Genomic DNA, 21,953 nt, shown 5'->3' with positions numbered 1-21,953 from the left:
CGGTCCTATTTGCGATAACGGAGCGGGTTCCCCGCAGAAAGAAATTGCCGGATCGCGTCGGGGAGTTGCGCGATACGCCGTTGGGGAGCGAGACTGGGCGCGGTTGATTAATTTCTCTCGGGAGTCGTTATGGCGCGGCAGGTAATCACCACCCTGATCGACGATCTGGACGGCAAGAAGGCGGATCGGACCGTTGAGTTCAGCCTCGACGGCGTCAGCTACACGATCGACCTTTCCGAGTCGAATGCCGGAAAGCTGCGTAAGGCGCTGGACCCGTACATCAACGCGGGTACGCGTCTGGGCCGTTCCGCTCTGGGGCGTATCCCGTCGCGCGGCGGCGCACCGGCCCGGACCGCGGGTTCTCGCGACGAGAACCGGTTGATCCGGGAGTGGGCGATCCAGAACGGGCACAAAATCTCCGAGCGGGGCCGCATTCCGCAGGAGGTCAGCAACGCCTACCGGTCGGCGCACGGTCGCTGATTCCGCATCCGTTGCGGCTGTGCCGGTGCGGTGTCGCCGGCACAGCGCGGACGGTAGCGCAACCAAGTGATAACTGTGGGTGAAATCCCATAGATCACGAAGTCCGAATTGGACTAATGGGAACCGATAATGGGAAGCCGGGCGGCGACGTCTTCCAGCACCTTCTCATCACCGGCGTACCAACTGGACTCCCGGGGCCAGTGCGTGATGACGTCGGTGAAGCCGAGTTCCGCCGCCCGGCCGACCGCGTCGGTGAAAGCCTCCACGCTGCTCATCGAGTACACCGGTGAACTGTCCAGATTGAGGTAGCGGTCCGCCGAGTCGAGCGGGCGCCCGGCGGCGGTCAGTGCGGCGTCGAATCGTTCCCGTGCGGCGGCCACCGAATTCCACCACTGATCCGCGGTTTCCATGCCCTGGTCGCCGGTGGTGACCCATCCGTCGCCGTACTTCGCGGCGAGCCGCATCGCCCGGGGACCGTTCGCGGCGACCACGAACGGCGGCCGTGGCTGCTGGACCGGTCCGGGGATGCTGCGGGCGTCGACCGCTCGGTACCAGGTACCGGACCACGTGGTGGCCGGCGAGCGCAGGATCGTGTCGAACAGCTCCAGGAACTCGGCGAAGCGGTCCACCCGCTGCCGCGGCGTCAGCTCGGGCTCACCGAGCACGGCCGAGTCGAACCCGGTACCGCCGGCGCCCAGCCCGAGCAGCAACCGGCCGCCGGAGATGTCGTCGAGCGCTGTCGTCTCCCGGGCGAAGCGCACCGGGTGCCGGAAGTTGGGCGAGGCCACGTAGGTCCCGAGGCGGATCCGCTCGGTCACCGCCGCGGCGGCGGTCAGCGTGGGCACGGCGTCGAACCAGGGCCCGTCGACGAGGTCACGCCAGCCGAGATGGTCATATGTCCAGGCGTGGTCGAAGCCGTACTCCTCGGCGAGCCGCCACCGGCGGCTCGCGGAGGACCAGCGCTGATCGGGCAGGATCACGATGCCAGTACGCATCGCCGAAGCCTAACGCCTGTCGCAGAATGGCCGGCCGGCGTGAGCCAGGCTTGAAGAGCGGCGGATCAGGCGGTCCGGAGGTCCCCGAGGCCGGATTCCGGGCTCGCCGCCGCCTCGAACGCCTGCAGCGCCCGGACCAGATCCTGCTGCGCGTCCGCCGGCATCCGCTCGAGCACCTCGCCGAGTGCGGCGGAGCGGCGCTCCCGCAGGTCGGCCAGGAGGCGCCGGGACGCCGAGGTGAGCAGCAGGCGGACCTCGCGGCGGTCCCGCGGATCGGCGACCCGGCGCAGCAGGCCGGTCGCCTCCAGGCGGTCACAGAGCCGGCTGGCCGAGGAGGGCACCACGTCGAGGGCCTCGGCGAGGCGGCTCATGTTGGTGTGCCGGCTGCCCGCCACGATGGTGAGCACCCGCAGCTGGGCAGGGGGGATCGCGGGACTGGCCGCCAGTCGCGCCCGGTCGAGGACGGCGACCAGCGCCTCCACCGACGACTCGATTGTCGCGGCGACCTCGCTGGCGCGCTCCATGCCGTTACCCCGATGTGAGAGTCGCGGACCCGTGAGCCTGTACGCATACCCCCCGCGACGCCGGTTCACTCATACCCAGCCGGACTCAGCGTCGCCAGTCCAGGCAGACGGTGACGGCGTCATCCTCCGGGTCGGCGCCGGCGTGATACTCGCGCAGACTACGCATCACGGTACCGACCGCCTCGGTGGCCGGCTGCAACCGTGTCCGCCGGAGCGCCGTGACCAGGGCAGTTTCCCCGAAGGGTGAACGTTTTCCGGGGACCGCGGCGTGCACTCCGTCGCTGACCACGAGCATCCGGTCGCCCGGATCGAGCTTGAACCGCTGGATCTCGTAGCGGGCCTCGCCGAACATGCCGAGCGGCAACTGCTGCTCGAAGTCGACCGGGGTGATCTCCCCGCCGCGGGCGATCAGGCAGCGCGGTGAGCCGGCGTCGACCGCCGCCACACCGCCACTGACCAGGTCGACCTCCAGGAGCAGGGTGGCGACGTGCTGGGCGCTGCCGTACCTGGTGTGTATCGCGTCGGAGGCGAGTTCGGCCTGTTCGATGATGTCCGCACCGCAGCGGCGGGCGTTGCGCATGGCGTTGACGGCCAGCGACGTGAGCAGGGCGGCTTCCACACCCTCGCCGGAGCCGTTGAGCACGGTGAGGGTCAGCCGGTCGCCGTCGAGGGACCAGTCGAAGTGGTCACCGTGCACGTCGTACGCCGGCTCGAGCTGCCCGGCCACCAGGAAGCGCTCGTCGCCGAGGGACCGGCCGGGCAGCAGGTCCCACTGCAGCTCGGCGGCCATGGTGAGGCGGCCCAGGCGCTGTGCCCTGCGGTACCGGTCGGTGTTGCTGCCGGCCGCGCGCAGGGCGGTGGCCAGCTCGTCGGCGTGCACCAGGAGCTGTTCGGTCAGCTCGGGCTCGGGGCGGTGGGGCAGCTCCAGCCGGAGCACACCGACCCGCTCACCCCAGGCGTTCAGCGGCAGGTGCAGCCGGGTCGCTCCACCGGCGGTGGCCTGGGTGTCCGGCCGCTGGCTGCCGAGGCAGCGCAGGACGGCCGGTTCGGTGGCCACCCCGGCGTCGCCGAGCAGCGGACTGACCGCGGACAGCGTCAGGTCGGGAACGAAGACCTCTACCCGGTCGGCGCCGTAGTGGCGGCGCAGGTGGCCGGCTGCCACCTCCGGGAGCCGGTCGGGTGGAGCGGCTCGCAGCAGGACGCCGAGGGGCACCGGGAGATCGGACACGTCACCACTCCTCTCCGAGGACCGGGGCAGGACCGAGGAAGCTATTTGTTATACGGCAAGCAAATTCGCGCCGGGCAGCCCCATGGGTCTGCCCGGCGCGGGACTCCCTTCAGGCGAAGGACTTCTCGAAGTGGATCAGGCTTCCCATGCGGGGTGCCGACTGCATGCGTACGTTTTCTCCGAGCGCCTTGATCAGGAAGAGCCCACGGCCCCGCTCGCTATCGGCGACCGGTGACGTGCCCTCCTCCACACTCAGGTCGAAGCCCTCGCCCTCGTCGACCACGTCGATCGAGCAGCGATCCTGACCCACGTCGAGGTGGACCTCGAAGCTTTCCGTGCCTCCGGCGTGTTTGACCACGTTGGCGCAGGCCTCGGTGAGTGCGATTTCCAGATCGGCGCCGGCCTGACGATCCACTCGCAGGGTCGCCAGGGCGCAACGCAGCAGTCGGCGCACCGCGGGGACACTGTCCACCTCGCGGGGAAGGTTCAACCGGACCGACATGCGCATGACCATTTCTGTGCCCGATCCGCGCTCTGCCTAACCGTGCCCTGCTGACGACCTCCACGATTCGTGTTATCCATGATCCCCCCGCCCGTCTCCCTTAGCGGCAGACGTGCAGGTACGAGAGGTGGATCATGACGAAGCAACCGGACACCGCGACGGTGCTGGCGGCCCGCGCCGGAGATCCGGCAGCGGTGGATCGCCTGATCGCCGGGTATCTGCCGCTCGTCTACACGATCGTCGGCCGGGCCCTGGAGGGCCACGCGGACGTCGACGACGTGGTCCAGGAGGTCATGATCCGGGTCCTGCGCAGCCTCGGTGAGCTGCGCGACCCCCAGGCGTTCCGCTCCTGGCTGGTGGCGATCACCGTGCGGCAGGTGCGGGAGCGGTTCCGCAGCCGGCACAGCGCGCCGGAGGCCCTTCTCGACGAGGACCTGCGCGATCCGGGCGCCGATTTCACCGATCTGGCGATCACCCGGCTGGAGCTCTCCGGCCAGCGCCGGGAGACCGCCGAGGCGACCCGCTGGCTCGACGAGGAATATCGCGAGCTGCTCTCGCTCTGGTGGCTGGAGGCCTCCGGCGAGCTGACCCGCGACGAGATCGCCGAGGCCACCGATGTCAGCCGTCAGCACGCGGCGGTGCGGGTCCAGCGGATGAAGGCGCAGCTGGAGACGGCCCGGGTGGTGGTCCGGGCGCTGAACCGGGCGCCGCGCTGCCCCGGCCTGATGGTGCTCACCGAGGCCTGGGACGGCCGTCCGGGCGGGCTCTGGCGCAAGCGCATCGCCCGGCACACCCGCGAGTGCCGGCTCTGCGCACCGGCCTGGGACAACCTCGTCGCCGCGGAACGCCTTCTGGCGGGCATGGCCCTGGTGCCGCTCCCTTCCGGCCTCGGCTCCGCCTTCGGGCACATCAACATCAACATCCTTTCCGGTACGGCCGAAGCGTCCACCCACGCGTCGGCCTCCTCAGCGACCGCCGCCGGAAAAGCCACCGCCGCGGGTAAAGCGGCCGCCGGAAAGCTCGCGGTCAAAGCCGGCGCCGGCGTGGCCAACAAGGTCCTCGCCGGTGTGCTCGCCGTCGGCGCGATCGGTGGCGGGACCGCGGCCGTCCTGGCGAACCAGAGCGAGCCGGAGCCCCTCTCCCCGGTGGCCGTCGCGACGCTCGCACCCTCCCCGGCGGCCCCCGCCGTCTCGGCCACGCCCACGCCCGCCCCGCCGTCGGTGTCCCCGTCCGCCGCGGCCGTACCGTCGAAGACCTCCGCCAAGCCGAAGACCGCCGCCCCGGCCGCCGAGATCTCGGCGAAGAAGGGCGGCGCGGTCTGGAAGTTCAGCGGCGCGAAGGGAGCCCTCAAGGACGTCGGCGCCTCCTGGTACTACAGCTGGGCGCCGAACGACAACGAGGTCCCCGGCCCGGCCGGTGTCGAGTTCGTGCCGATGATCTGGGGCGCCGCCAACGTCACCGACGCCACCCTGAAGCAGGTCAAGGCCGAGGGTGACGTGCTGCTCGGCTTCAACGAGCCGGACCTGGCCGAGCAGTCGAACATGACCGTCGAGGCGGCGCTGGACGCGTGGCCGAAGCTCGAATCGACCGGGATGAGGCTTGTCAGCCCCGCGGTCGCCTTCGGCGGTGACACCCCCGGCGGCTGGCTGGACCGTTTCATGGCCGGCGCGAAGGATCGGGGTCTCAAGGTCGACGCGATCGCGATCCACTGGTACGGCTCGGACTTCAGCGCCGCCGCCGTGAACCAGTTCCTCGGCTACGTCGACGCCGTCCACGATCGGTACGGCAAACCGATCTGGGTGACCGAGTTCGGCCTGATCAACTTCGGCGGCTCCCCGAAGTACCCGGACGACGCCGCGAAGGTCCGCTTCATCAAGGGCGCCACCACCGGCCTGGAGAAGCGCTCGTTCGTCCAGCGGTACGCCTGGTTCGGTCTCCCGGCCGTCGGCGACAGCGTGGACTTCGGCCTCTATCGCGATGCGAAGACGCCAACCGAGGCGGGCAAGGCGTATCGCGCTGCCGGCTGAGACCGCGGGCTAAGGTCGATTCATGATTCGGTTCGGGTACAAGGCGTCGGCGGAGCAGTTCGCGCCGGCGGAGCTGCTCAAGTACGGCATTCTGGCTGAGGAACTGGGCTTCGACTCGGTCTTCATCAGCGATCACCTGCAACCGTGGCGGCACGACGGCGGCCACGCTCCGGCGGCACTGCCGTGGCTGGGTGCGCTCGCCGCGCGTACCCAAAAGGTGTTGATCGGCACCAGCGTGCTCACGCCGACGTTCCGCTACCACCCCGCCGTGGTCGCGCAGGCGTTCGCGACGCTCGGCTGCCTCGCGCCGGGCCGCGCCGTCCTCGGTGTCGGCTCCGGCGAGTCCCTCAACGAGGTGCTGCTCGGCCAGCAGTGGCCGGACGGCAAGGAGCGGTTCGCCCGGCTCAAGGAGGCCGTGCTGCTGATCCAGAAGCTGTGGGCCGAGGACCGGGTCAGCCACGAGGGGCAGTTCTACCGGACCGAGAACGCCACCATCTACGACAAGCCGGAGACGCCGGTTCCGATCTACATCGGCGCCTCGGGCCCGGCCGCCACCCGCCTGGCCGGACGGATCGCCGACGGCTTCATCACCACCAGCGGCAAGGGTCACTCGCTCTACACCGACACGCTGCTGCCGGCGGTCAAGGAGGGCGCCGAGAAGGCCGATCGCAAGATCGACGACCTGGACCTGATGATCGAGGTGAAGGTCTCCTTCGACGACGACCTGGACCGGGCGCGCAACGACACCCACTACTGGGGTGCGCTGGCGCTCTCGCCGGAGGAGAAGACCGGCGTCGAGGACCCGATCGAGATGCAGCGCCTCGCCGACGCCCTCACTGTCGAGCGGACCGCCACCCGGTGGATCGTCTCGTCCGACCCGGAGGAGCACGCCGCCAAGGTCACCGAGTACCTGGACATGGGCTTCAAGCACCTGGTGTTCCACGCGCCCGGCCCGGACCAGGAGCGGTTCCTGCGCCTCTACTCGACCGAGATCCTGCCGCGCCTGCGCGGGCGCTGACCGCTTTTCATTCTTTCGGAGCCGGCGGTGACCGCTCAGCTCACGGCTGGCGAGGCCGCGGTACGGATCTCAGATGCCCCCGGGTGCCGTTCGTGCCGCTGCCCTCGCCGTTGATCACCCGCAGGTCGGGGCGACCCTGAACCCGGCGCCGCCCGGTGCCGATCTCGCGGCGGTTGCCGTCCGTCTCAGCGAGGTTGTCCCGCCACCGCCGCCGCAGGAGCGCGTCGCCGTCGATCCGGTGGCCGGCGGGCTGGACCGCGCCGGCGAACCGGGACGTGCCCAGCCGCCGTTCGCCGGTCCGCCGCTCGCTGTTCCGCCGGTCGATCGCACCCGGATCCTGGGTGTCGAGCGGGTAGGCGGCCCGGTCGGACCGCGGGTTCGGCGCCGGCCAGATCCGGGTGCTCGTCCCCGGGTACCGGTCCGGGCCGGCCGGTGCGTTGATCATCGAGTGGGACGGCTCGGGCGTGGCGCCGGTGAGGATGACGATGCTCTCCTCGTCGCGCGCCTCGTCGCCGGTGCGCCGCCGCTCGGCACGCTCGGCGAAGAGGGCGCGCACAGCCGGGACCAGCGGTGCACCGGCCCGGCCCGCCCGGGGGCAGGCGGCGGGCAGCTCGGCGACGTGCAGCCCGGCCAGCGTGGTGCGTACGGTCAACAGCACCTCACCCTCGGAACCGTCCCCGCGCATCGGCTCGGTGCCCGTAACCCGCGGCAGGCCCAGCCGTCCCGTGGTGTCCCGCCAGAACGCCCGGTACCCGAACCCGGGGTCGGTCGGCCGGCACCCGAACAGCACGCTGATCAGCCAGAGCAGGATCACGTCGGCCCAGCGCGCCCGGCCGGTCAGGTACCGGGAGCCGTGCACCACGTCGGCGCCCTCGCGCAGCGCCGCCACGAACCGCGTCACGTCGGCCGGGTCACATGATCCGTCGCTCGCCAGGGTCACCACCACATCGCCGGTGGCGGCCGCCGCACCGCAGGCGACGGCATTGCCGCTACCGGTACGGGTCTGCCGGATCACCCGGGCGGCGCGGGGCAGGGCGGCACCGGTGTCCTCGGCGGGCCCGACGACAACGATCACCTCGTGCACCGGCGGCAGGGTGCCGAGCAGCAGCGGCAGCGCCCCGGTCGTCTCCGCGGGGATCACGACACTCACGGAGGGTGAGGCGGGGCGGCTTCCAGGTGCTGTTCGTCGGTTCGGCGGGACTGGCATCTGGAGCGGCTCCCGGGCTCGGCTTGGGTGCACAGCAGAAGCTACCGGCCTGCAACCGTGCGGCAACCGGCCGGACGGCTGATGGTGATCATCTCAGCGGACCGAACCGGCCACGGGACGTGTGCGTGGTGACTGTGCGTACAAGAGCAGTCTGGTGAGAGTAGGGTGACCGGTGTGAAAATCGGTCTGCACATCTCGAACTTCACCTGGCCCGATGGCGCCCCGCGCATCGGGTCCACGCTCGCCGGGATAGCCGCCGCCGCGGACGACGCGGGCTTCGAGCGGATCAGCGTGATGGATCACGTGTGGCAGATCGGCGTTCACGGGCCGCCCGAGCTCGAGATGCTCGAGGCGTACACGACTCTCGGTTTTCTGGCCGCGCACACCCACCGGGCGAAACTGCTCACGCTCGTCACCGGCGTCACCTACCGCGATCCCGGGCTGCTCGCCAAGGCCGTCACCACGCTCGACGTGCTCTCCGGTGGCCGGGCCATCCTGGGTATCGGCGCCGCGTGGAACGCCGAGGAGTCGGCCGGTCTGGGGCTACGGTTCCCGCCGACCGCCGAGCGTTTCGAGCGTCTCGAGGAGACGCTGCGGATCTGCCGGCAGATGTTCGACGGGGACGAGACGGCCTTCGCCGGCAAGCACTACCGGCTCGACCGGCTGCTCAACTCGCCGCTGCCGCTGAGCCGCCCGGGCCCGCCGATCCTGATCGGCGGCGGAGGGGAGAAGAAGACCCTGCTGCTGGTCGCGAAGTATGCGGACGCCTGCAACCTGTTCCCCACCCCGGAGCTGCAGCACAAGCTGGACGTGCTGAAACGGCACTGCGACACGGTCGGCCGGGACTACGCCGAGATCGAGAAGACGGTGCTCTACCGATTCACCGACGACGTGAGCGAGATGGTCGAGGAGGCCCGGAGGTTCGCCGCCATGGGGATCTCGGTCCTGCACGGCGGTGTGCGCGAGCCGTGGGAGTCCCGGCGCTTCGAGATCTTCCGGGACGAGCTCGTTCCCGCGCTGGAGGCACTGTGACGATCACGGCGGGGACCATCAAGGCTGTCGTCTTCGACCTGGACGGCGTCATCATCGACACCGAGGAGGTCTGGGAGGAGGTCCGGCGCGGCTACGTCGCCGAGTTCGGGCGCGAGTTCCTGCCGGACAGCCAGGACCGGATGATGGGCATGAGCACCGGCGAGTGGTCGGCGCACCTCGCCGAGGAGGTCGGTGTCCCGCGGACCGCCGAGCAGGTGGCCGCCGACGTGCTGGGCCGGATGGCCGCGCGGTACCGGGAATCGCTCCCGCTGATCCCGGGTTCGGTCGAGACGGTCCGCGCGCTCGGCGCCGAGTACCGGCTCGCCCTCGCCAGCTCGTCCGCACGGGTGCTGATCGACCAGGTTCTGGAGACCGCCGGCCTCACCGGCGCGTTCGAGGTGGCCCTCTCCACCGAGGAGGTTCCGCGCGGCAAGCCGGCGCCGGACGTGTACCTCACCGCGGTCGGCAAACTCGGTCTCACCCCGGCCGAGTGCGCGGCGATCGAGGACTCCAGCAACGGTCTGCGCTCGGCCGCCGCGGCCGGGCTCGCGGTGATCGCCGTGCCGCACGGCGTCTACCCCGCGGCGCCCGGCGCGCTCGCCCAGGCCAGGCTCGTGGTGGACAGCATCCGGGAGGTCACCGCGGAGGCGGTCGCCAGCCTGGTGTGAACAATCTTCAATACGGGTATGCGCTGGCCGACTTCTGGGAGGTGGGCCAGTGGAGGGACTCCGGCTCGATGTCGGCCTTGTCGATTACCTGATTCTGGCGATCTATTTCGTCACCGTGCTGGGCGTCGGGTTCGCCGCCCGCCGCGCGATCAAGAGCAGCGCGGACTTCTTCCTCTCCGGGCGCTCGATGCCCGCCTGGGTCACGGGTCTGGCCTTCATCTCGGCCAACCTCGGTGCCCTGGAGATCATCGGGATGTCCGCCAACGGTGCCCAGTACGGCGTGATGACGGTCCACTATTTCTGGATCGGCGCCGTACCGGCCATGGTGTTCCTCGGCATCGTGATGATGCCGTTCTACTACGGTTCCAAGGTTCGCAGCGTGCCGGAGTTCCTGCGGCTGCGGTTCAACCGGCCGACCCACCTGTTCAACGCTGTCAGTTTCGCGGTGGCCCAGGTGCTGATCGCCGGCGTCAACCTCTACGCCCTCGCTCTCATCCTGCAGGCGCTGCTCGGCTGGCCGCTCTGGCTGTCGATCGTGATCGGTGCCGCGATCGTGCTGGTTTACATCGGGCTCGGCGGTCTCTCCTCGGCGATCTACAACGAGGTGCTCCAGTTCTTCGTGATCCTGGCCGGCCTCATCCCGCTCACCATCATCGGCCTGGTCAAGGTCGGCGGTGTCGACGGGCTCTTCGAGAAGGTCCGGCAGTCCCCGCTCGGTGACGCGGGCCTGCACGCCTGGTCGAACACCGGTGGTACCGACAACCCGCTCGGCGCCAGCTGGATCGGCATCGTGTTCGGCCTGGGCTTCGTGCTCTCGTTCGGCTACTGGACGACGAACTTCGCCGAGGTGCAGCGGGCGCTGAGCGCCAAGGACATGAACGCGGCCCGGCGTACCTCGATCATCGGCGCCTTCCCGAAGCTGCTGGTTCCGGCGATCACCGTGCTCCCCGGCCTGATCGCCCTGGTGACCATCCAGGGCCTCGGTGCCGAGGAGGGCGATCTGATCTACAACAACGTGATCCCGCTGCTGATGCGCGATCTGCTGCCGAACGGCGTGCTCGGCGTCGCGGTGACCGGCCTGATCGCGGCCTTCATGGCCGGCATGGCGGCGAACGTCAGCGGGTTCAACACCGTCTTCACCTACGACATCTGGCAGACCTACATCCGCAAGGACCGCAGCGACGGCTATTACCTGCGGGTGGGCCGGATCGCCACGTTCGGCGGCATCGTGGTCGGCATCGGCACGGCGTTCATCGCGGCCGGCTTCGACAACATCATGAACTACATCCAGGCGCTGTTCTCGCTCTTCAACGCGCCGCTGTTCGGCACCTTCATCGTCGGCATGTTCTGGAAGCGGATGTCGCCGTGGGCCGGTTTCTGGTCGCTGCTGCTGGGCTTCCTCGCCTCGCTGACGCTCTACATCATGCACCTGACCGAGGTGGTGAAGTTCAACTCCGACCTCGAGCAGAGCTTCTGGGGCGCGGGCCTCGCCTTCGTCACGGCGGTCGTGGTCGCCATGCTGGTCACACCGTTCACGCCGGGCAAGCGGGACGACGAACTGCGCGGTCTGGTCTACGGGCTGGGCGGTCCGACCACCTCCGGCGAAGTGATCGTCGCCGGCGACAAGGTCTGGTGGCGCAACCCGGTCCTGCTCGGTGCCATCGCCCTCGTGCTGGCCGTCGCCCTGTACATCCCCGTCTGGTGAGGAGGCCTCGATGACTGAGAACGACCAGGAGAAAGTGGCGGCGAAAGCCCGGCTCTTCGACGTGCGCAGCGTGATCGGCGGCCTGTTCATCGTCTACGGCCTGATCGTCACGGTGATCGGCCTGATGGACAGCCAGGCCGAGATCGACAAGGCGCAGGGCGTCCGGATCAACCTGTGGATGGGCCTCGGGATGCTGGCGCTGGGGCTGCTCATGCTGCTCTGGCTCAAGCTCAACCCGCCGCCCCCGCCGCCGGTCGGTAAGCGCGAGGACGACGAGCTGCCGCCCGACGAGCGGGCGGAATGATGGCCGGGACGGTGCTGTCGGGGTGCCGTCCCGTTGCCGGCCCGCGAACCTTCAAGACGGCTGCCCCGGTTACCGATAACCGGGGCATGGAACCCCTCGCATCAATAAGCAGCCTCTCGGCAGGCGGCCGCAGAGCACCTGGATGGCAGGTGCAACTGCGTGTCGACTACGTCGTCAACAAGGTCATGCAGACCCACCGGGGTCAGACCGAGGACGCCGTCAAACAGGCCATCCAGGACCAGCTCCGGGTCTACGGCGTCGTACCGAACAACCGTCAGGTCAGTCAGTACGCCACCGCGATCTCGCAGCTGCCTCAGTTACCGCCCAACTAGAAGATCATCGTCAGCGTGCGGGAAAGCGCAGGATCCGATCGTCGTCGTCGCGCGGGTCGCCGCGGCCGTCCCGGTTCGATGTGGTCAGCCACAGAGAGCCGTCCGGGGCCACGGCGACCGTGCGGAGCCGGCCGTACTCGCCGGTGAACTTCGCCTCGGTCGTTCCGCCGCCGAGCGGCACCGTCCACAGCCGCTCCCCACGCAGAGCGGCGACGTAGAGGGTGTCCCCGGCGACGGCGGCACCGCTGGGGGACGAGTCGTCGGTGCGCCACTGGACGATCGGGTCGACGTACTTCGTGTTCCCCCCGCGTCCCTCCACCTCCGGCCAGCCGTAGTTCTTGCCGGCCTCGATGACGTTCACCTCGTCCCAGGTGTTCTGCCCGAACTCGATGCCGTACATCCGCCCCTGGTCGTCCCAGGCCAGGCCCTGCACGTTGCGGTGGCCCAGGCTCCAGACCGGCGAGCCGTTCCACGGGTTGCCCGGCGCCGGTTTCCCGTCGGGTGTGAGTCGCAGGATCTTCCCGCTCGGATCGTCCCGGTCCTGCGAGCGCGGTTCCTCACCGGCGTCACCGGTGCCGACGTAGAGCATCCTGTCCGGGCCGAACGCGATCCGGCCGCCGTTGTGCCGCCCGCCCTTCTCCAGGCCGTCGAAGATCATTTCCGGCTGCCCGCCGCCCCGGAGCCGGAACCGGACGATCCGGTTGTCGTCGGCGCCGGTGTAGTAGGCGTACACCAGCTCGGTCTTGTCGTAGTCGGCGGCGACCGCGAGACCGAGCAGGCCGCCCTCGCCGCCGGCGTCGACCCCGGTCACCTGATAGACCTCACGCGGCTGCGAACCGGGCGTCACCTGCAGGATCCGGCCGCTGTCGCGCTCGGCGACCAGCGCACTGCCATCGGGCAGGAAGGCGAGGCCCCACGGCACGTCGAGGCCGGAGGCGATCGTCTCCGGCGCTGACAGATCGGGCGTACCGGTTGCGGCGGGGGAGGCCTCAGCCGTCGACGGGCGCACCGAGGCCGAGGGCACCGGCTGGACGGTCGGCGGCGCCGCGGCGCCGTTGTCCGAGCAGGCGGCGAGCACGGCGACGCCGGTCGCGGCGAGGGCCAGGCGGGCGGTCCTGGTCACGATGGTCATCTCTCTAAGGTGCCATGCGCTAGCGCTTCGTCTGCGTTAAAAGTGGCTGTTTGCCTGATTCGCCATGGTGTTCCGGCCCAAGATTGGTGCCGCGTGGCGCGGCGGCCAAGCAGGGCGGAGATGGTTTTGCGAGCTTTGGGACGGCCGGTCACGGCCGCGATCCTCACCCTCACGACCTTTTTCGCGTACGGTCCACAGCCGGCCCGATCCGACCCGGGAGTGGGCGTTCCGCCGCGTGTCCGTTACGACGCGGCCCCCGCCATCACGTGGGAGACCTGCCCCGAGGACGAGCAGGTCCAGTGCGGGACGATGCGCGTGCCGGCCGACTGGGGGGCGCCGTACGGGCCGCAGATCGACGTGTCCCTGGCGCGCAGGCCGGCCGGCGACCCGAAACGGCGCATCGGCGTCCTGATGGTCAACCCCGGCGGGCCGGGCGCCTCGGCGGTGACCATGGCGCTCGAGGCGCAGCCGCTCAGCGCCGAGGTCGGCGAGCGCTTCGACATCGTCGGCATCGACCCGCGCGGCGTGGGGCGCAGCGCCCCGATCCTCTGCGACCAGGCGCTCGTCGACAGCAAGCCGTCACCGCTGCCCGCGAGCGAGTCCGAGTTCGCCCGGATCGCCACGTTCAACCAGCGGCTCGCCGCGGACTGCTCGTCGCGCAGCGGACCCGCGTTCCACCACGCCGACTCGGCGAGCGTGGTCCGCGACATGGAGGCGGTCCGCGTCGCCCTCGGCGAACCGCAGATCAACTTCTACGGCGCCTCGTACGGCACGCTGCTCGGCCAGCTCTACGGCGAGTACTACCCGCAGCGGCTGCGCGGGCTGGTCCTGGACAGCGTCATGGACCACAGCGTCGACGCCGGCGAGTTCCTGACCCAGGCGGCCGAGGCGTCCCAGGACTCGTTCGACGAGTTCGTCGCCTGGTGCGCCCGGGACACCAGGTGTGTCCTGCGTGGCCACGACGTCAAGGCGATCTGGGCGAAGCTGATGGCGCGGGCCGCCGCCGGTACGCTCGTCAACCCGTACGACCCGCCGAGCCGGCTGACCGTCTGGGACCTGATCTCGGCGGCGTTCAGCGCCTTCTACGACCCGCAGTGGTACTCGTTCGCGCACTACCTCCAGGAGGCGTACGCCCCGGCGCCGGCAACCGCCCGGCGGGCCGTGATGCCCGTCGACCAGACCCCGTACAGCTTCCCGGCCGTGGTCTGCCAGGACTGGTGGCTGCCGGTCGCCGGGTTCGCCGGCTATCAGGATCAGTTGCGGGCGCTGGCCGTACGCGCACCGCAGATGCTGACCTCCCCGCTGGCGCTGACCGCTGTCGCCGGGTGCCTGGGCTGGCCGCGGCTGCCGGTCAACCCGCAGCGTGCGATCCAGCGGGCCACCGGACCGGTGCTGCTGGTCAACTCCCGCCACGACCCGGCCACCGCCTACACCTGGGCACGGCAGGTCGCCATGCAGCTCGGGCCGGACGCGCGCCTGCTCACCTACGACGGATGGGGACATGTCGCGTACAGCCACAGCACGTGCGTCAGCCGGGCTGTGGATCGTTATCTGAGTGACCTGACCCTGCCCGCCACCGGTGCGTCGTGCCCCGCCGTCGAGCCGGAACCGTACGGAGTCGGATGACGCTGGGCCTGCCCCGCGGCGGAAAACCGATGCGACCCCGATCGTTTCCGGTTGTGCCGGAGCCCGAACACCGGTAGGCAGGAATTGACAACCGACACTGTCCTGGAGGGCCGATGCGGTTCCTGTCCGCGCTGACAGCGCTGTCACTGACAACTTTGGGGATCGCGGTCGCGTCCTCACCGGCCACCGCCGGCGGGAGCACGGCCCTGGGGCCGACCGCCACCGGTTACGGCGGTGCGGTCGCGACTGTCGACGCCACCGCCACCGCGGTCGGACTCGACGTGCTCCGCCGGGGCGGCAACGCGGTCGACGCCGCGATCGCTGCGGCGGCCACGCTCGGCGTCACCGAACCGTTCTCGGCCGGGATCGGGGGCGGCGGCTTCTTCGTCCACTACGACGCCCGCAGCCGGACCGTGTCAACGATCGACGGGCGCGAGACCGCCCCGGCCACGGCGACCGACAAGCTCTTCATCGACCCGGTGGACGGGTTGCCGTACGACTTCAACGAGGCCCGCGTCAGCGGCCTCTCGGTCGGCGCCCCCGGCACGCTCGCCACCTGGGAGTCGGCGGCCCGCAAGTGGGGCACCAGGTCCCTGTCGAGCCTGCTCCAGCCGGCCGCCGGTGTCGCCGAGCGGGGCTTCCCCGTCGACGCGACGTTCCGGCAGCAGGTCACCGACAACGCCGCCGCCTTCAGCCAGTTCACGTCGACCCGGGCGCTCTACCTGCCCGGTGGCGCGCCGCCCGCGGTCGGCAGCACCCAGCGGAACCCGGACCTCGCGGCCACCTACCGGCTGATCGCCAAGCGCGGGACCGGTGTGTTCTACCGCGGCGCGATCGGTGACGACCTGATCCGGACGGTCCAGCACCCTCCGGTCGCTTCCGATCCGGCGAGCGCGTGGGCGTACCCGATCCGTCCCGGCGCCCTGACCAAGTCCGACCTGGCCGGTTACCGGCTGCGTCACCCCGCGCCCACCCGGTCCGACTATCGCGGCCTGACCGTCTACGGCATGAACACGCCTTCCAGCGGTGGCGTCGCGGTCGGTGAGGCCCTCAACATCATCGAGAAGGGCCTGCCCACCTCCGCCAGCGCGACCGAAAAGCTGCACTACTACCTGGAGGCGTCGGCCCTCGCCTTCGCCGACCGCAACCGCTACGTCGGCGCGAACACCCCCCAGCCGGTCGTGAAGAGGCTGCTCTCCGACCGCTGGGCCGCGCAGCGGGCCTGCACCGTCGACCGCACGCGGGCGCTCACCAAGCCGGTGCAGCCGGGCGACATCACCGCGACCGGCTGCACCCCGGCCGCCGTCGGCGGGCCGGTCGAGCAGGGCCAGAGCACGACCAACCTCACCGTCGCCGACAGGTGGGGCAACATCGTCGAGTACACGTTCACCATCGAGGCGACCGGCGGCAACACCATGGTCGTTCCCGGTCGTGGCTTCGTCCTCAACAACGAGCTGACCGACTTCAACTTCGCGCCCACCCAGGGCACCGCGCCCGACCCCAACCTGCCCGGCCCCGGCAAGCGGCCGCGCAGCTCGATGTCGCCGACGATCGTGCTCAAGGACGGCAAGCCGTTCCTGGCGCTCGGCTCGCCCGGCGGCGCGACGATCATCACGACCGTGCTGCAGACGCTCGTCAACCGGATCGACCTGGGCATGACCCTGCCGCAGGCGATGGCGGCGCCCCGTGGCTCACAGCGCAACACGGCCGGGATCCAGGCGGAGCCCGCGTTCCATGCGCAGTACGGGCCGGCGCTGACCGCTCTCGGTCATACGTTCGGCCCTGACGTGGCCGAACTGGGCGCGGCGACAGCCATCGAGTTCACCCGTGGAGGTGGCTTCATCGCCTCCGCCGAACCGGTCCGCCGTGGTGGGGGAGCGGCAGCGGTGGTGCGCCCGGCACGCTGACAGACTGTTCCGTGGCTGGTTGTGGGTGCTGTCTCGCGAGCTCGGAGGCAGCACCCACGTCCAGCCGGAGCTCCCCGGACGGCGGCGTGTCAGCGGGTGAGGGCGATGGTGATCAGGCCGGCGCCGACCAGCACGCCGGCCCACAACCGGTCGACGTTGAACCAGGCGCGGCGCAGGATGTTGAGCCCGACGAACTCGTAGACGGCCAGTCCGCAGGCCGCCATCACGACGAACATCCCGATCGTGTGGACACCGGCCGCGGCCAGCCCTTCGAGCGCCGCCGACGGCGAGCCGCCCATACCCTCCGCGGCCGGCATCGCGTGCCCGGTGTGCCCCGACAGAGATGTGGTGGCCAGCACCGGCAGCAGCATCAGGCCGGCACCGTGCGCCGACGACATCAGGAACGACCAGCCGGCCAGCTGCGCGGCGTTCAACCGCATCCCGGCCCACCGGAAGTGCCGTTCGGAGAGCAGCCGCCACAGCCCGAACCCGACCAGGACGAGCCCGCCGACAACCCCGATCACGTTGGCTGCCACCACCGACCGGGTTGCCGAGACCACCGCCGCGACGATCGCGACCGACCCGAGGTGGCCGGCCGCGATCGGCGGCAGCGATCCGAGGAACACAGCGCGGCTGCGCTCCTGCATGCCGCGGGCCACCGCGAACAGCCACCCCATCGCGGGGTTGAGGCCGTGGAAGGCGCCGAGCGCGAGGAGCGCGCCGTACTGGGTCCAGGTCACTGCGAGGGGAAGCAGTACGAGTCGGACGACGCGTCCCCGCCCTGGAGCCTTGTCTGGTGCACCCGGCGGCCGCGGAACTGGTCACCGTGCGGGAAGAAGCGGGGGTCCAGCGTGAACGACTCGTCGGTGACGTCCATCTTGGCCAGCCAGGCGCCGACACCGTCCGGGTAGAACTGGTCGTCCCAGGAGCCGTACAGCGAGTTGGTCACGTAGACCCGCTTGCCGTCCCGGGACACCTCGACCATCTGCGGGCCGCCGGCCAGGCGTTCGCCCGGGGAGGACGGGTGCGGCGTACGCCGGACGATGCCACCGAGGTGCACCGAGCCCGCCTCGACCGGGTGGAACGGGTCGCTGACGTCGTAGCGCTTCAGCTCACCGGTGCCCCAGCAGCTCACGTAGAGATATCTGTCGTCGACGCTCAGGTCGATGTCGGTGACCAGCGGCGGCACCGCCGAGAACGGCTGGAGCGCCGGCGGCAGGACGGCCGGGTCGGCGGGCTCGGCCGGGATGTCGATCACCTTTTCGACCTTGAACTCGCCGCCGTCACGGTGCCACAGCCAGACCGAGGCGGACAGGTCCTCGACGCTGACCACCACGCCGAGGAAGCCGTACTGTTTCGACGGGTCGTGGGCGGGGCGCAGCTCGAGCGCCATCTGGTACTGGTCGCCGAGGTCGACGGTCTGCACCAGGGTGCGCTTGGGCAGGTCCCAGAAGTGGATGCGGTGGCCGTACTTGCGACCCAGCAGCAGCTCGGGATCGAGACCGTTCTCGATCATGTTGGGCGTGCCCCACTCCGAGGTGACGAGCACGTCCTGGGTCAGGTGCCACCAGAAGTCGTACGCCAGCTGTTGATCTCCGCGGTCGGCTTCCCACTGCCCGCGTACCTCAAAGGTGGTGTGATCGAGCACCGCGATGCCGCCGGGCCCGTCGCCACCCTGACCCGCGCCCAGCGCGGAGACGTAGATCCCGTCCGGCCCGCAGTGGATGGTGTGCGGCCGCGAGTAGTTCGCCTTGGAGGCCAGCTCCTCCGGAGCGATCTCCTTGACCAGCCGCGGGTTGCGCGGGTCCTCCTTGGTGTCCAGTACGTAGATCCGCGACGATCGCAGACCGGGAACGATCAGGTAGCGGCGTTCCACGTGCGGGTGCGGCGCGGTCGGGCAGAGCGCGCTGCTGCACGCGTTCCAGCCGAAGTGGTGCAGCTCGTCGCCGGTGTGCGGAAGATCGGTCCAGCCCACCACCGTGCCGTACGCGGCGGAGGCGGGGTCGGTGTCGATGACAGCGATCGCGTCCGGCTTCTCAGCGGAGCGGTCGAAGGCCGCGACATACGCCAGCTGCTCGGCGGGTGCGTTCGCGGCGTCACTTGGTGAGGGGTAGAAGCTCGGATCCGGTGTCCATCGCGTCATGACCTCATCCTCACCCCGCGGACCTGAGGTGACCAGGGCCACAAATGTCAACGAGTTGTCAACGAGCGTCGAGCGGTAGCCGGATCAGCACGGTCGTCCCGGCGTCCCCGCCGGTCAGCTCGATGCTGCCGTGATGCCTCTCCACCACCGCGCGGCTCAGTGTCAGGCCCAGCCCGCTCCCCGGCAGCACCCGATCGTGACCGCGCGACGTCCGGTAGAGCCCGGTGAACATCTGTTCCCGCTCGATGTGCGGCACGTCGCCCGCGGCATCGGAGACGGCCAGCTCAGCGGCCCTCCCGGTACTGCGCAGCGAAACCTCGACGTGCCCGCCGTCCGGGCTGTAGCGAACGGCGGTGCCCAGCAGGTTCTCCACGATGTGCCGCAGCCGGTCCCGGTCGCCGGGCACGATCAGCTCACCCGGCAGATCCGCGTCGATCACCACGGGCGCGCCGTCGATCGCCACCCGCGTGCGATCGACCACGTCACGGACAACAGCGGCAAGATCCATTGGGGTACGCCGGACGTCCGCGTGCCCCGCGTCGAGCGCGGAGAGCTCCAGCAGCTCGTTGATGATCTCCCGCAGCTGGTTGGTGTTCCGCTCGATCACCTTGATCAGCCGCGGGCCGTCCCGGACCAGCGTCGGCTCGTCCGCCTCCCGCAGCAGCTCGGTGTACGCGCTGATCGACGTGAGCGGCGTGCGCAGCTCGTGCCCGATCAGCGCCAGGTACTCGTTCTTGCTCCGGGTCAGCTGCCGCTGAAGGTCCTCCACCCGGCGCCCCTCGACGAACTGCCCCAGATGGGCGGCGATCCCCGACATCAGGGCCACCAGCTCGTCCTCCGGATCCTCCACCGAGTCCGCGAAGACGGTGAGCACCCCTATCGGCCCCGAACCGTCGTGGACCGGGATGGCCAGCGCGGTGTGCAGCCGCTCGGCGGCGGTGTCCGGCGAGATCAGGCTCTGCGGGCGGCCCACGTCGCGGATCCACAGCGGCTTGTCCACCTGCCAGGCACGTCCGGCGAGCCCCTGCCCGTACGCCAGTTCCTCCGGCACCGGGATGCTCGTCGGCCAGCCCGGTGCGCTCCACCGCGCCGCCGCCCGGATCGTCTGCCCGTCCACCATCCACAGCTCGGCGTGCACCCAGTCCAGCGTCGCGACCACGGCCTCCAGCACCCGCGGCCCGGCACCCTCGATGCAGGGCGCCTCGGCCAGCGCGGTCGTCACCGCCAGCTCACAACTGCGGAACCGCTCGGCCCGCCGCTGCCGGGTGACATCCTGGATCGCCTGAACGGCACCGACCACCCCGCCGTCCGGGCCGTGGATCGGCTGGGCGTCCATCAGGAAATAGCGGGTGCGGCGGCTCAGGCCCTGCGCGGCGATCGGCTCGTCCCGTACGCGTTCCCCGCGCAGCGCCCGGAACAGTCCCAGGTCGTCGTGGCGCATCGGTGCGCCGGAACCGTCCTCGAGCCCGGTCACCTCGGCGATCGGGGTGTCGCCCCAGAGCCGGCGCATCCGGTCGTTCACGAAGACCACCCGGCCGGTGGCGTCACACGCGGCAACCCCGTCGTGCAGGCTGTCCAGCACGGCGTCGAGGAAGCGATGCTGCTGCTCCAGCTCGTACCGGGCCAGCTGCTCACCGATCAGCAGCGTCGCCACCTCGGCCGCCTCGGCCACCGCGGTGATCTGCTCCGGTGTCCACTTCCGCGGCCGGCGGTCGTAGGCGCAGCACACCCCCAGTACCTGCCCCAGCCGGTCGTGCACCGGATGACCCAGGTAGGCGCCCTCACCCGGCGCCCGCTCGTCGTGCCGGGCGTCATCGATGATCACGGCACTGCCGGTGCGCACGACCAGGCCGCCGACCGAGTCCTGCAGGCTGGTCTCGGCCACGACGTCCCAGTCGGTGGAGACTCCCCAGCTGCCGTAGAGCCGCAGCCGCGACCCCTCGACGAACTGGATGCAGGCGCTGGGTACCTGAGCCGCGCGGGCGACAAGGGCGGCCAGCTGATCGGCGGAGCCGCTGGTGAGGACGCCGCGGTGCAGGGGCGACCCGGCGTCCCGGAAGACGCCGGCCCGGTGCGGGGTCGTAGTCCCGTTCAGATGCGGTTTCGCGGCGGCCGCCGGCGAGACGAAGTGCTCGTCGACGGCCGTCCCCCCGAAAGAGGGCTCGGCCGGGCGCGCGAATGCCGCGGCTTCCGCCGCAGGCGCCCTCTCGGACGGCCCGGCGCCGACGCCGGGGTCATCTCGCCGCATGGCCTTGACCTCCACACCCCAGCGTAGAGGCGCGAATACCCTAAAAGCGGCAAATTGCCAGACAGCTCAGCCCCTGCCCGGCGCGGTCCCGTTCCGCCCAGCGCGACTTGCTTCCCTCGTCGCTGCTCTGCTCTCCCTCAGGTTCGTTCGTATCGCAGATCGCTGATCGGCCGCCCCGCCGCCGTGCCCCGCCGCTCGAACTTGGTCTCCGGCCGCCCGTGCGCCCCGTCCGGAAGCCGCCGCAACCCCGGATCCCCATCCAGCGTCTCCGCCATCGCCACCGCGTAATCCGGCCAATCCGTCGCGCAGTGCAGAACCCCGCCCACACGCAACCGATCCCGCAGCACCGCCACATTCCCCGGCTGAATCAACCGGCGCTTGTGATGCCGAGCCTTCGGCCACGGATCCGGAAAGAACACATGCACCGCGTCCAGCGCCCCCGCCGCGATCCGATGCACCAATTGCATGGCGTCACCCCGCGCCACCCGCACATTGGTCAACCCCAGCTCACCGACCAGAGCCAGCAGATTCCCGATACCCGGCGTGTGCACCTCAACCGCAAGAAAATCCCGCTCGGGGTCCGCCGCAGCCATTTCCGCGGTCGCATCACCCATACCGAAACCGATCTCGAGTACGACCGGAGCCGCTCTCCCGAACAGCCGCCTCACATCAAGCGCGCTCCGGTCCCCGTCGGTGACGGTCAACCCGTACCGCGGCCACAAAGCCTCATGCGCATCGAAGTGGCGAGCACTCATCCGCCCACGCCTCGGATGAAACGTACGAATGGGCCGTTCCTCAGCAGTTCCCATCTCACTCATAGCCGCCCAACCCTACGGCCGCCCCCACCCACCCCGCCCCACCCCACCCCCGCCCCG

The 21,953-nt window shown here is 70.4% G+C and carries 20 protein-coding genes; 10 read left to right on the top strand and 10 right to left on the bottom strand.

What is annotated here, in order from left to right; genetic code table 11:
* Nucleotides 1-129: 129 nt before the first annotated feature.
* On the top strand, nt 130-480 hold the full coding sequence (locus ACFQV6_RS38920) for an Lsr2 family protein (protein ID WP_378032727.1): 351 nt from the start codon (nt 130-132) through the stop codon (nt 478-480).
* A gap of 113 nt (nt 481-593) precedes the next feature.
* Here the strand turns inward: ACFQV6_RS38920 and ACFQV6_RS38915 are convergent, their stop codons facing one another.
* The 4 genes from ACFQV6_RS38915 to ACFQV6_RS38900 all read right to left on the bottom strand — a co-directional run bounded on the left by ACFQV6_RS38915 (nt 594) and on the right by ACFQV6_RS38900 (nt 3,729).
* Nucleotides 594-1,475: an LLM class flavin-dependent oxidoreductase gene (locus ACFQV6_RS38915; RefSeq protein ID WP_378032726.1), complete on the bottom strand. Its 882-nt coding sequence runs from the start codon at nt 1,473-1,475 to the stop codon at nt 594-596.
* A gap of 65 nt (nt 1,476-1,540) precedes the next feature.
* Complete coding sequence (locus tag ACFQV6_RS38910) at nt 1,541-1,999, bottom strand: MarR family winged helix-turn-helix transcriptional regulator (protein ID WP_378032725.1); 459 nt, start codon at nt 1,997-1,999, stop codon at nt 1,541-1,543.
* 85 nt (nt 2,000-2,084) lie between these two features.
* Nucleotides 2,085-3,227, bottom strand: coding sequence for a PP2C family protein-serine/threonine phosphatase (locus tag ACFQV6_RS38905; RefSeq protein ID WP_378032724.1), 1,143 nt, complete (start codon nt 3,225-3,227; stop codon nt 2,085-2,087).
* A 109-nt stretch (nt 3,228-3,336) separates the two neighbouring features.
* Nucleotides 3,337-3,729: an ATP-binding protein gene (locus ACFQV6_RS38900; RefSeq protein WP_378032723.1), complete on the bottom strand. Its 393-nt coding sequence runs from the start codon at nt 3,727-3,729 to the stop codon at nt 3,337-3,339.
* A gap of 134 nt (nt 3,730-3,863) precedes the next feature.
* On the opposite strand from ACFQV6_RS38900, the gene ACFQV6_RS38895 reads away from it, so the two are divergent.
* Both ACFQV6_RS38895 and fgd read left to right on the top strand, forming a co-directional pair.
* On the top strand, nt 3,864-5,756 hold the full coding sequence (locus ACFQV6_RS38895) for a sigma-70 family RNA polymerase sigma factor (protein ID WP_378032722.1): 1,893 nt from the start codon (nt 3,864-3,866) through the stop codon (nt 5,754-5,756).
* A 22-nt stretch (nt 5,757-5,778) separates the two neighbouring features.
* Complete coding sequence (gene fgd, locus ACFQV6_RS38890) at nt 5,779-6,774, top strand: glucose-6-phosphate dehydrogenase (coenzyme-F420) (RefSeq protein ID WP_378032721.1); 996 nt, start codon at nt 5,779-5,781, stop codon at nt 6,772-6,774.
* A 40-nt stretch (nt 6,775-6,814) separates the two neighbouring features.
* Here the strand turns inward: fgd and ACFQV6_RS38885 are convergent, their stop codons facing one another.
* Nucleotides 6,815-7,924 carry a glycosyltransferase gene (locus ACFQV6_RS38885; RefSeq protein ID WP_378032720.1) on the bottom strand — a complete coding sequence of 370 codons (1,110 nt, stop codon included), beginning with the start codon at nt 7,922-7,924 and terminating at the stop codon, nt 6,815-6,817.
* A 231-nt stretch (nt 7,925-8,155) separates the two neighbouring features.
* Between ACFQV6_RS38885 and ACFQV6_RS38880 the strand changes: the two genes are divergently transcribed.
* The 5 genes from ACFQV6_RS38880 (at nt 8,156) to ACFQV6_RS38860 (ending at nt 12,022) form a co-directional block, all read left to right on the top strand.
* A complete protein-coding gene (locus ACFQV6_RS38880; protein WP_378032719.1) occupies nt 8,156-9,013 on the top strand; it encodes a TIGR03560 family F420-dependent LLM class oxidoreductase in 858 nt (285 codons plus the stop codon).
* A complete protein-coding gene (locus tag ACFQV6_RS38875; RefSeq protein WP_378032718.1) occupies nt 9,010-9,681 on the top strand; it encodes an HAD family hydrolase in 672 nt (223 codons plus the stop codon). Before ACFQV6_RS38880 ends, ACFQV6_RS38875 begins: the two co-directional genes overlap by 4 nt.
* A 49-nt stretch (nt 9,682-9,730) precedes the next feature.
* Nucleotides 9,731-11,386 carry a sodium:solute symporter family protein gene (locus ACFQV6_RS38870; protein WP_378032717.1) on the top strand — a complete coding sequence of 552 codons (1,656 nt, stop codon included), beginning with the start codon at nt 9,731-9,733 and terminating at the stop codon, nt 11,384-11,386.
* A gap of 10 nt (nt 11,387-11,396) precedes the next feature.
* A complete protein-coding gene (locus tag ACFQV6_RS38865; RefSeq protein ID WP_378032716.1) occupies nt 11,397-11,690 on the top strand; it encodes a hypothetical protein in 294 nt (97 codons plus the stop codon).
* Between the two features lie 149 nt (nt 11,691-11,839).
* Complete coding sequence (locus ACFQV6_RS38860; RefSeq protein ID WP_378032715.1) at nt 11,840-12,022, top strand: hypothetical protein; 183 nt, start codon at nt 11,840-11,842, stop codon at nt 12,020-12,022.
* Nucleotides 12,023-12,032: 10 nt separating this feature from the next.
* Here the strand turns inward: ACFQV6_RS38860 and ACFQV6_RS38855 are convergent, their stop codons facing one another.
* The gene (locus ACFQV6_RS38855) at nt 12,033-13,154 is read right to left on the bottom strand and encodes a PQQ-dependent sugar dehydrogenase (protein ID WP_378032714.1); all 1,122 of its coding nucleotides are present in this window, start codon (nt 13,152-13,154) and stop codon (nt 12,033-12,035) included.
* 120 nt (nt 13,155-13,274) lie between these two features.
* Between ACFQV6_RS38855 and ACFQV6_RS38850 the strand changes: the two genes are divergently transcribed.
* Nucleotides 13,275-14,780 (top strand): alpha/beta hydrolase, encoded by a 1,506-nt coding sequence (locus ACFQV6_RS38850; protein WP_378032713.1) that lies wholly within the window; start codon nt 13,275-13,277, stop codon nt 14,778-14,780.
* A 113-nt stretch (nt 14,781-14,893) separates the two neighbouring features.
* Complete coding sequence (ggt, locus tag ACFQV6_RS38845) at nt 14,894-16,687, top strand: gamma-glutamyltransferase (protein WP_378032712.1); 1,794 nt, start codon at nt 14,894-14,896, stop codon at nt 16,685-16,687.
* Between the two features lie 89 nt (nt 16,688-16,776).
* Here the strand turns inward: ggt and ACFQV6_RS38840 are convergent, their stop codons facing one another.
* The 4 genes from ACFQV6_RS38840 to trmB form a co-directional block, all read right to left on the bottom strand.
* Nucleotides 16,777-17,427 carry a hypothetical protein gene (locus ACFQV6_RS38840; RefSeq protein WP_378032711.1) on the bottom strand — a complete coding sequence of 217 codons (651 nt, stop codon included), beginning with the start codon at nt 17,425-17,427 and terminating at the stop codon, nt 16,777-16,779.
* Nucleotides 17,424-18,830 carry a selenium-binding protein SBP56-related protein gene (locus tag ACFQV6_RS38835; RefSeq protein ID WP_378032710.1) on the bottom strand — a complete coding sequence of 469 codons (1,407 nt, stop codon included), beginning with the start codon at nt 18,828-18,830 and terminating at the stop codon, nt 17,424-17,426. The genes ACFQV6_RS38840 and ACFQV6_RS38835 overlap by 4 nt, the downstream gene beginning before the upstream one ends.
* 58 nt (nt 18,831-18,888) lie before the next feature.
* Nucleotides 18,889-21,078, bottom strand: coding sequence for an ATP-binding protein (locus ACFQV6_RS38830; protein ID WP_378032709.1), 2,190 nt, complete (start codon nt 21,076-21,078; stop codon nt 18,889-18,891).
* Nucleotides 21,079-21,215: 137 nt separating this feature from the next.
* On the bottom strand, nt 21,216-21,833 hold the full coding sequence (trmB, locus tag ACFQV6_RS38825) for a tRNA (guanosine(46)-N7)-methyltransferase TrmB (protein WP_378032708.1): 618 nt from the start codon (nt 21,831-21,833) through the stop codon (nt 21,216-21,218).
* Nucleotides 21,834-21,953: the final 120 nt, after the last annotated feature.

The organism is Actinoplanes sp. GCM10030250 (assembly GCF_042666575.1).
Lineage (GTDB): Bacteria > Actinomycetota > Actinomycetes > Mycobacteriales > Micromonosporaceae > Actinoplanes.
This window is presented reverse-complemented; position numbering and strand designations above follow the sequence as displayed.

Coding starts and splice junctions, on each gene's coding strand:
- ACFQV6_RS38920 (WP_378032727.1), top strand. CDS start 130: ATGGCGCGGCAGGTAATCACCACCCTGATCGACGATCTGGACGGCAAG.
- ACFQV6_RS38915 (WP_378032726.1), bottom strand. CDS start 1,475: ATGCGTACTGGCATCGTGATCCTGCCCGATCAGCGCTGGTCCTCCGCG.
- ACFQV6_RS38910 (WP_378032725.1), bottom strand. CDS start 1,999: ATGGAGCGCGCCAGCGAGGTCGCCGCGACAATCGAGTCGTCGGTGGAG.
- ACFQV6_RS38900 (WP_378032723.1), bottom strand. CDS start 3,729: ATGTCGGTCCGGTTGAACCTTCCCCGCGAGGTGGACAGTGTCCCCGCG.
- ACFQV6_RS38895 (WP_378032722.1), top strand. CDS start 3,864: ATGACGAAGCAACCGGACACCGCGACGGTGCTGGCGGCCCGCGCCGGA.
- fgd (WP_378032721.1), top strand. CDS start 5,779: ATGATTCGGTTCGGGTACAAGGCGTCGGCGGAGCAGTTCGCGCCGGCG.
- ACFQV6_RS38865 (WP_378032716.1), top strand. CDS start 11,397: ATGACTGAGAACGACCAGGAGAAAGTGGCGGCGAAAGCCCGGCTCTTC.
- ACFQV6_RS38855 (WP_378032714.1), bottom strand. CDS start 13,154: ATGACCATCGTGACCAGGACCGCCCGCCTGGCCCTCGCCGCGACCGGC.
- ACFQV6_RS38850 (WP_378032713.1), top strand. CDS start 13,275: ATGGTTTTGCGAGCTTTGGGACGGCCGGTCACGGCCGCGATCCTCACC.
- ggt (WP_378032712.1), top strand. CDS start 14,894: ATGCGGTTCCTGTCCGCGCTGACAGCGCTGTCACTGACAACTTTGGGG.
- ACFQV6_RS38835 (WP_378032710.1), bottom strand. CDS start 18,830: ATGACGCGATGGACACCGGATCCGAGCTTCTACCCCTCACCAAGTGAC.
- ACFQV6_RS38830 (WP_378032709.1), bottom strand. CDS start 21,078: ATGCGGCGAGATGACCCCGGCGTCGGCGCCGGGCCGTCCGAGAGGGCG.
- trmB (WP_378032708.1), bottom strand. CDS start 21,833: ATGAGTGCTCGCCACTTCGATGCGCATGAGGCTTTGTGGCCGCGGTAC.